At 70.8% G+C, this 6,346-nt stretch carries 6 protein-coding genes; 4 read left to right on the forward strand and 2 right to left on the reverse strand.

All coding sequences use genetic code 11. The features are described from left to right. The first annotated feature begins 176 nt into the window (after positions 1-176). From IY392_RS13580 to IY392_RS13590, 3 genes are all read left to right on the forward strand, one after another. Complete coding sequence (locus IY392_RS13580; RefSeq protein WP_107756959.1) at positions 177-1,388, forward strand: NADH:flavin oxidoreductase; 1,212 nt, start codon at positions 177-179, stop codon at positions 1,386-1,388. 138 nt (positions 1,389-1,526) lie between these two features. Then, a complete protein-coding gene (locus IY392_RS13585; protein ID WP_107756958.1) occupies positions 1,527-2,390 on the forward strand; it encodes an SDR family oxidoreductase in 864 nt (287 codons plus the stop codon). Positions 2,391-2,395: 5 nt separating this feature from the next. Further along, a complete protein-coding gene (locus tag IY392_RS13590) occupies positions 2,396-2,794 on the forward strand; it encodes a DoxX family protein (protein WP_107756957.1) in 399 nt (132 codons plus the stop codon). Between the two features lie 64 nt (positions 2,795-2,858). On the opposite strand, the gene IY392_RS13595 is transcribed toward IY392_RS13590, so the two are convergent. Continuing rightward, positions 2,859-4,370, reverse strand: coding sequence for a phospholipid carrier-dependent glycosyltransferase (locus tag IY392_RS13595; RefSeq protein WP_194861496.1), 1,512 nt, complete (start codon positions 4,368-4,370; stop codon positions 2,859-2,861). An 86-nt stretch (positions 4,371-4,456) separates the two neighbouring features. On the opposite strand from IY392_RS13595, the gene rsmI reads away from it, so the two are divergent. Further along, complete coding sequence (gene rsmI / locus IY392_RS13600; RefSeq protein WP_107756955.1) at positions 4,457-5,296, forward strand: 16S rRNA (cytidine(1402)-2'-O)-methyltransferase; 840 nt, start codon at positions 4,457-4,459, stop codon at positions 5,294-5,296. Between the two features lie 31 nt (positions 5,297-5,327). Here the strand turns inward: rsmI and IY392_RS13605 are convergent. Continuing rightward, on the reverse strand, positions 5,328-6,346 hold a 1,019-nt coding region (locus IY392_RS13605; protein WP_194861497.1), incomplete at its 5' end, for an aminodeoxychorismate synthase component I.

Below are 6,346 nucleotides of genomic sequence, written 5' to 3' on the forward strand. Positions count from 1 at the left end.
ACTCCACCTCGCTCAACCCCCAGGGCTGAGCGCGCCGGTGGGTGGCCGGTAGGGCCCCGGCGGGGCGCCCCGGGGCCGTCGGTGGCCGGCCCGGACGCGGAACCTGCTTTGCACTCAGTGCAAAACTGCTGGCCAAAGCGCATGAACGGCGGATTGAAACGCGTTATAGTCCGTCCATGCCCCTCTCACCCGGTACCCCCGCCCCCGATGTCTTCAGCCCGGCCAAGATCGGAAACGTGACGCTGCGCAACCGCATCGTCAAGGCCGCGACCTTCGAGGGCCGCTGCCCCGAGGGTCGGGTCACCGACGAACTCATCGAGTTCCACGCCGAGTACGCCCGCGGCGGCGTGGGCATGACGACAGTCGCCTACCTGGCCACCTCGCCCGAGGGTCGGACCGACCGGCACCAGTACCACTGGGGAATGAGTGACGGCGGCATGCTCCGCAAGCTCACCGACGCCGTGCACGCCGAAGGTGCGGCCGTGTCCGCGCAGGTCGGCCACGCGGGGGCGGTGGCCAACTCCGCCTCCACCCGGATGCCGGCGATGGGACCGTCCCGGATCCCGGCCCCCACGGGCATGTCGCTCACCAGGGCCTGCACCGAAGCGGACATCGACCGGATCGTCGAGGACCATGTCCGCGCGGCCCGCGGCGCGGCCGAGGCCGGGTTCGACGCGATCGAGGTGCACTTCGGGCACAACTATCTGGTCAGCGAGTTCCTCAGCCCTCGGCTCAACAAGCGTAAGGACTCCTACGGCGGGTCGCTGGAGAACCGTGCCCGGTTCGCCCGCCGCATCGGCCGCGCCATCCGCGACGCCATGGGTGACCGGATCGCGGTGACCATGAAGCTCAACATGGACGACGGCGTGCCCGGCGGCTTCTGGATCGACGAGGCGGTCCAGGTCGCCCGGTGGATCGAGGCGGACGGCTCGGCGGATGCTCTGGTGATGACCGTGGGCAGCTCGCTGCTCAACCCCATCTACCTCTTCAAGGGTGACGCCCCCCTGCACGAGTTCGCGGCCACCCAGCCGCCGGTCATCAAGATGGGGATGAAACTCGTCGGCCCCCGGATGTTCAAGGAGTACCCCTACACCGACGCCTACATGCTCGACGACGCCCGCCAGATCCGCGAGGCCGTCAGTCTGCCGATGATGCTGCTCGGGGGGATCGTCGACCGGCCGTCGATCGACAAGGCGATGACCGCGGGCTTCGAGTTCGTGGCGATGGGGCGCGCTCTGCTGCGCGAGCCCGACCTGCCCCTCACGCTGCAGGCCGACGACCGTCGGCGCTCCCTGTGCGTCCACTGCAACAGATGCATGGCCACGATCTACAGCGGGAGTCGCTGCGTGCTGCGCGAGCACGTGCCGCCCATCCCCGCGCGCAGGTGACCCGGGCGGCCTCTCACCGGCTTCCCGGCAACCGCCCGGGTCACGTCGGCGGTGGGACGCCCCTGCGTGAGACCGGCGTGACGCTACGGTGGAACCCGAGGAGGCCCGCTCGAGTGGTTCGGGCCGGAAGGGAACCACATGTCGAGGCGACGGATCACCGACTACCGCGGCACGACCTGCGTGGTCACCGGCGCGGCCAGCGGGATCGGCCGCGCCGTGGCGATCCGGTTGGCGGGCGAGGGCGCCTCGCTGGTGCTGACGGACCGTGACGCAGCAGGCCTGGACTCGGCGGCGGGTGCCTGCCGGGACGCCGGTGGCACGCTGCTCGCCTCGGAGGCACTGGACATCACCGACCACGAGGCGGTGATGCGGTTCGGCGAGGGCGTCGTCGCCGCCCACGGCGCCCCGCACGCGGTCTTCCACGTCGCGGGTAACTCGGCCTGGGGACGGCCTGACCTCCTCGAGCACCGCGTGTGGCGGTCGATGGTCGAGGTCAACCTCATGGGCACCATCCACGTGGTCGAGGCGTTCGTCCCGGCGATGATGGCCGCTCGGCGACCCGCTGCCCTGGTCATGGTCTCGTCGGCCGCGGGCCTGCTCGGCCTGCCCTGGCACGCCGCCTACAGCGCGGCCAAGTTCGGCATCCGCGGCATCGCCGAGGTGCTGCGGTTCGATCTGGCGCCCTACCAGATCGGCGTGCACCTGGTGTGCCCCGGCGGCGTGGACACCCCGCTGGTGGAGACCGTGGAGATCGCGGGCGTGGACCGCTCGGATCCGAAGGTCGCCAAGACCGTGGACCAGTTCCGTCGCCATGCCGTCACCCCGGAGGTGGCGGCCTCCAAGACGATCGAGGGTGTGCGCAAGGGGCGCTACATCGTCTACACCTCGCCGGACATCAGGCTGGCGTTCGCCGCCCAGAAGTTCGCGCCACCTCTCTATATCCTCGCGATGAAGCTACTGAGCCGTCGTATCACCAAGGCCGGCGAGGGAATCCTCCCGTGAGGGGGATGGAGACCCTCAACGACGCCGCGATATTGCTGGCCCGGATCGGGCTCGGGGCGGTGTTCGTGGCCCACGGGTGGCAGAAGTTCTTCACCCTGGGACTGGGCCGCGTGGGCGAGCAGTTCGCCGGGTACGGGATCCCGCAACCGGAGGTCACCGCGGCGGTCGTCGCCGGGGTCGAGCTGATCGCCGGGATCGCGCTCATCGCGGGCATCCTGACCCCGCTGGCCGGGATCCTGCTGGCGGTGGACATGGCGGGGGCCCTGTACTTCGTCCACGCCACCAACGGTCCCTTCGTGACCCAGAACGGGTGGGAGCTCGTGGTGGCGCTGGGGGTGGGGGTGCTGCTCATCGCCGCGGTCGGCGCGGGCAGGTTCAGCATCGACAGGGTGCTGGGCGGGTGAGCCGACGGCGTCCTGCCGGATGCGCGTCCGGCGTCGGCGGGGACCGGCATGGGTGGAGATCGGCTCAGCGCCAGGACGGCAACCAGAGCTGTTGGCTCCATTCCGTGGGGGTGATGGGCATCCCGGACAGGATGGGCAGCATGTAGATGAAGTTGGCCACCACCAGCGCGAGGTAGAGGCACACGATCGCCAGGCCGATGGTCCGCCGACGGGGGGAGTCATCGGATCTACCGGCGATCTCGCCCAGCACCAGCGCCACCATCATGACGAAGAACGGCACCATCACCGCGGCGTAGAAGAAGTACATCTGGCGGTCGATCTGGAGGAACCACGGCAGGTAGCCGGCCATGTAGCCGACGAGCGGGAACGCATACCGGCCGTCGCGGCAGATCACCGCCCGCCAGAACGCCCACCCGAGGACGGGGATCGCGAGCCACCAGATCGCGGGCGTGCCCAGGAGCATGATCGCGCGGACGCAGGAATCCTGGCCGCAGCCGGTGACGTCCTCGCCCTGCTCCACGTAGTAGAGCATCGGCCGCAGGCTCATCGGCCAGGTCCACGGCTTGGACTCCCACGGGTGCCGATTGCCCGCCGAGGTGGTGAGCGAGGAGTGGAAGTTCAGCACGGAGGACTGGTAATAGAGCCACGACTGCAGGGAGTCGGGCAGCCAGTTGTCCTCCACCTTGGTGCCCACGACGTGCCGGTAGACGGAGTTCTCACTCGCGAACCACGGAAGCCAGGTGAACATCTGGATCAGGACGGGCCAGATGACGAGCGAGAAAAAGGCGGGCACGGAGTCCCGCAGGAGGGCGCCCGCCAGTGGCCGCCGGACACCGTAGCGGCTGCGCAGGGCCCAGTCCCACGCCACGGTCATGAGTCCGAAGAACGCGATGAAGTACAGACCGGACCACTTGACGCCCAGGGCCAACCCCAGCATGACGCCGGCGGTGAACCGCCACCAGCGGAAGCCCAGGCGCGGTCCGAAGTCCGACAGGTGGAGCCGGCCGGCGAGAGCGGCCCGGTGCATGCGGCCGCGCATCTGGTCGCGGTCCACCAGCAAGGCGCCGGCGGCGGCGGTGACGAACAGGACCTGGTAGATGTCCAGCATGCCGATGCGCGAGGTCACGAAGGTGACCCCGTCGAGACACAGCAACAGGCCCGCGATCAGGCCCAGCTGAGTGGAACGGGTCAGCCGCCTGGTGATCCGCATGACCATCAGCACCACCAGCACGCCGCAGATCGCGGCGGTGAACCGCCAGCCCAGGGGCGTGTAGCCGAAGAGCAGACCACCGAGCGACTCGATCTGCTTGGCGACGGGCGGGTGGACCACCAGGCCGTAAGCGGGGTTCTCCTCGATCCCCAACTGCGCGATGCTGAACGACTGTGGCGCGTAGTGCTTCTCGTCGAAGACCGGGGTGCCCTCGTCCGTGGCGGAGGTGAGACCCCAGAAGCGGGAGAGGAAGGCCAGGACCAGGATGAGGCCGGTGGCCATCCAGTCGCGGGGGGTGTCGACCGGGCCGGTGTCCGGAACCGGGAGCGGGCGGCCCGGGGATCGCACGCCTGGGGTCGGGGTCACACGGCGAGCATAATGGGGGCCTTTCGGATGTCGGGGAGACGGGCAGGGCGAGTGGGTCGGCGCGGACCGGGGATAGTCTGGAGCGCATGACGTCCGGACGTGTCGTGTTGGCCGCCACCCCTATCGGGAACCCGGGCGACGCCTCGGCGCGACTGCGGGACCTGCTCGCCTCCGCGGACGTGGTGGCGGCCGAGGACACCCGGCGCCTGCGGGGGCTCGCCACCGCGCTCGGTGTGACCATCCGGGGGCGGGTCATGAGCTTCTACGAGCACAATGAGGCGGGTCGCGTCCCCCAGTTGATCGACCGCGTCCGGGCGGGAGACGTGGTGGCCGTGGTCACCGATGCGGGGATGCCCGCGGTATCCGACCCGGGTTATTCGCTGGTCACCGCGTGTATCGATGCGGACCTCCCCGTGACCTGTCTGCCCGGCCCGTCGGCCGTGACGACCGCGCTGGTCCTCAGCGGTCTGCCCGTGGACAGATTCTGCTTCGACGGCTTCCCCCCGCGTCGGGCGGGTCGCCGGCGGACCTGGTTGGCCCGCCTGGCCGCCGAGGAGCGCACGTGCGTGTTCTTCGAGTCACCGCACCGGCTCGCCGAGACGCTCGCCGAGGCCGCGGAGGCACTGGGTCCGGGTCGGCGGGCCGCGGTGTGTCGCGAGCTCACCAAGACCTACGAGGAGGTCCTGCGGGGCACGCTCGGCGACCTGGCCGACCGGACCGCTGACGGGGTGCGCGGGGAGATCGTGGTGGTGATCGAGGGGGCGGACGCGCCCGGTTCCGCCGCCACGACCGAGGACCTGGTGGAGATCGTCGAAGAGCGGGTCGAGGCGGGTGAACGGCTCAAGGACGCGTGCGCGACGGTCGCGGAGGGGTCGTCGCTGACCAGACGTGAGCTCTACCAGGCGGTCGTCGACGCGCGGGGTTGACGACCCCGCGACGCCTCGCGGCCCACGCCGGTCACCAGGGCGGCGGACCGCCGCCCCAGGTGAACGCGGCCTTGTGCACGCATTCCTCCCATTCGGCGTCGGGGTCGGAATCGATGGTGATGCCCCCGCCCACGCCCAGCTCCACGCGCCCGTCGGGGGAGACCTCGAGGGTCCGGATGGCCACCGCGAGTTCGAGGTCCGGGCCCAGGGCGAAGCCGTACGCCCCGCAGTGCAGGCCCCTGGACCGCGGCTCCCACCCGGCGATCAGTTCCCGAGCCCGCGCCTTGGGGGTCCCGGTGACCGATGCGGGAGGGAACGTGGCCTCCACCAGTGCCGGGTGGTCCGCGGTCGTGTGGGCGGTGACGGTGGAGACCAGGTGGTGCACCCCCGGTGCCGGCCGTACGGCGAGCAGGTCGGTCACGGTCACCGACCCGACGTCGGCCACGCGCCCGAGGTCGTTGCGGACCAGGTCGACGATCATGATGTTCTCGGCGACGTCTTTCGCCGACCCCAGCAACAACTCCGGGTCGAGGTCGGCCGCCAGCGTGCCCTTGATGGGGCTGGAGTGCACCTGGTCACCACGGCGAACCAGGTACACCTCGGGCGAGAACCCCAGGACGGCGCCCCAGGGGCCCTCGAGATACGCCGATCGTGAGGCGGGCGAGTGGCCGGAGATCTCGAGGAAGGTCTCGAGCGGGTCCGCGCGGAGATGCCCGTCCAGTCGGGTGCTCAGGCAGGCCTGGTAGACCTCGCCCGCCCGGATCGCCTCGAGGCACTCGACCACAGCAGAGCGGTGAGCCGCGCGGTCCGGGGCGGACCAGCGGGGGAGGCGGTCGGTCCGGGCGTCGTCGCGTCGGTCGGCGCCGTGGTCGCGCACCACCTGAACGGGGTCGGGGGCGTCGCCGTGACTCGACCACCGGCCGTCGCCGTCGAGACAGAGCCATCCGGAGGCCTCGCCGCGCACCGCGGCCGGGAGCGGCGGGGCGGCGCCCGGCACGGCGTCGGGGAAGGAGCGGTAGACGACGACGAGCTGGTCGCTCTCCTCGAAGG

This window comes from Dietzia sp. SYD-A1 (assembly GCF_015356725.1).
Lineage (GTDB): Bacteria > Actinomycetota > Actinomycetes > Mycobacteriales > Mycobacteriaceae > Dietzia.

Coding starts and splice junctions, on each gene's coding strand:
- rsmI (WP_107756955.1), top strand. CDS start 4,457: ATGACGTCCGGACGTGTCGTGTTGGCCGCCACCCCTATCGGGAACCCG.
- IY392_RS13585 (WP_107756958.1), top strand. CDS start 1,527: ATGTCGAGGCGACGGATCACCGACTACCGCGGCACGACCTGCGTGGTC.
- IY392_RS13580 (WP_107756959.1), top strand. CDS start 177: ATGCCCCTCTCACCCGGTACCCCCGCCCCCGATGTCTTCAGCCCGGCC.
- IY392_RS13590 (WP_107756957.1), top strand. CDS start 2,396: ATGGAGACCCTCAACGACGCCGCGATATTGCTGGCCCGGATCGGGCTC.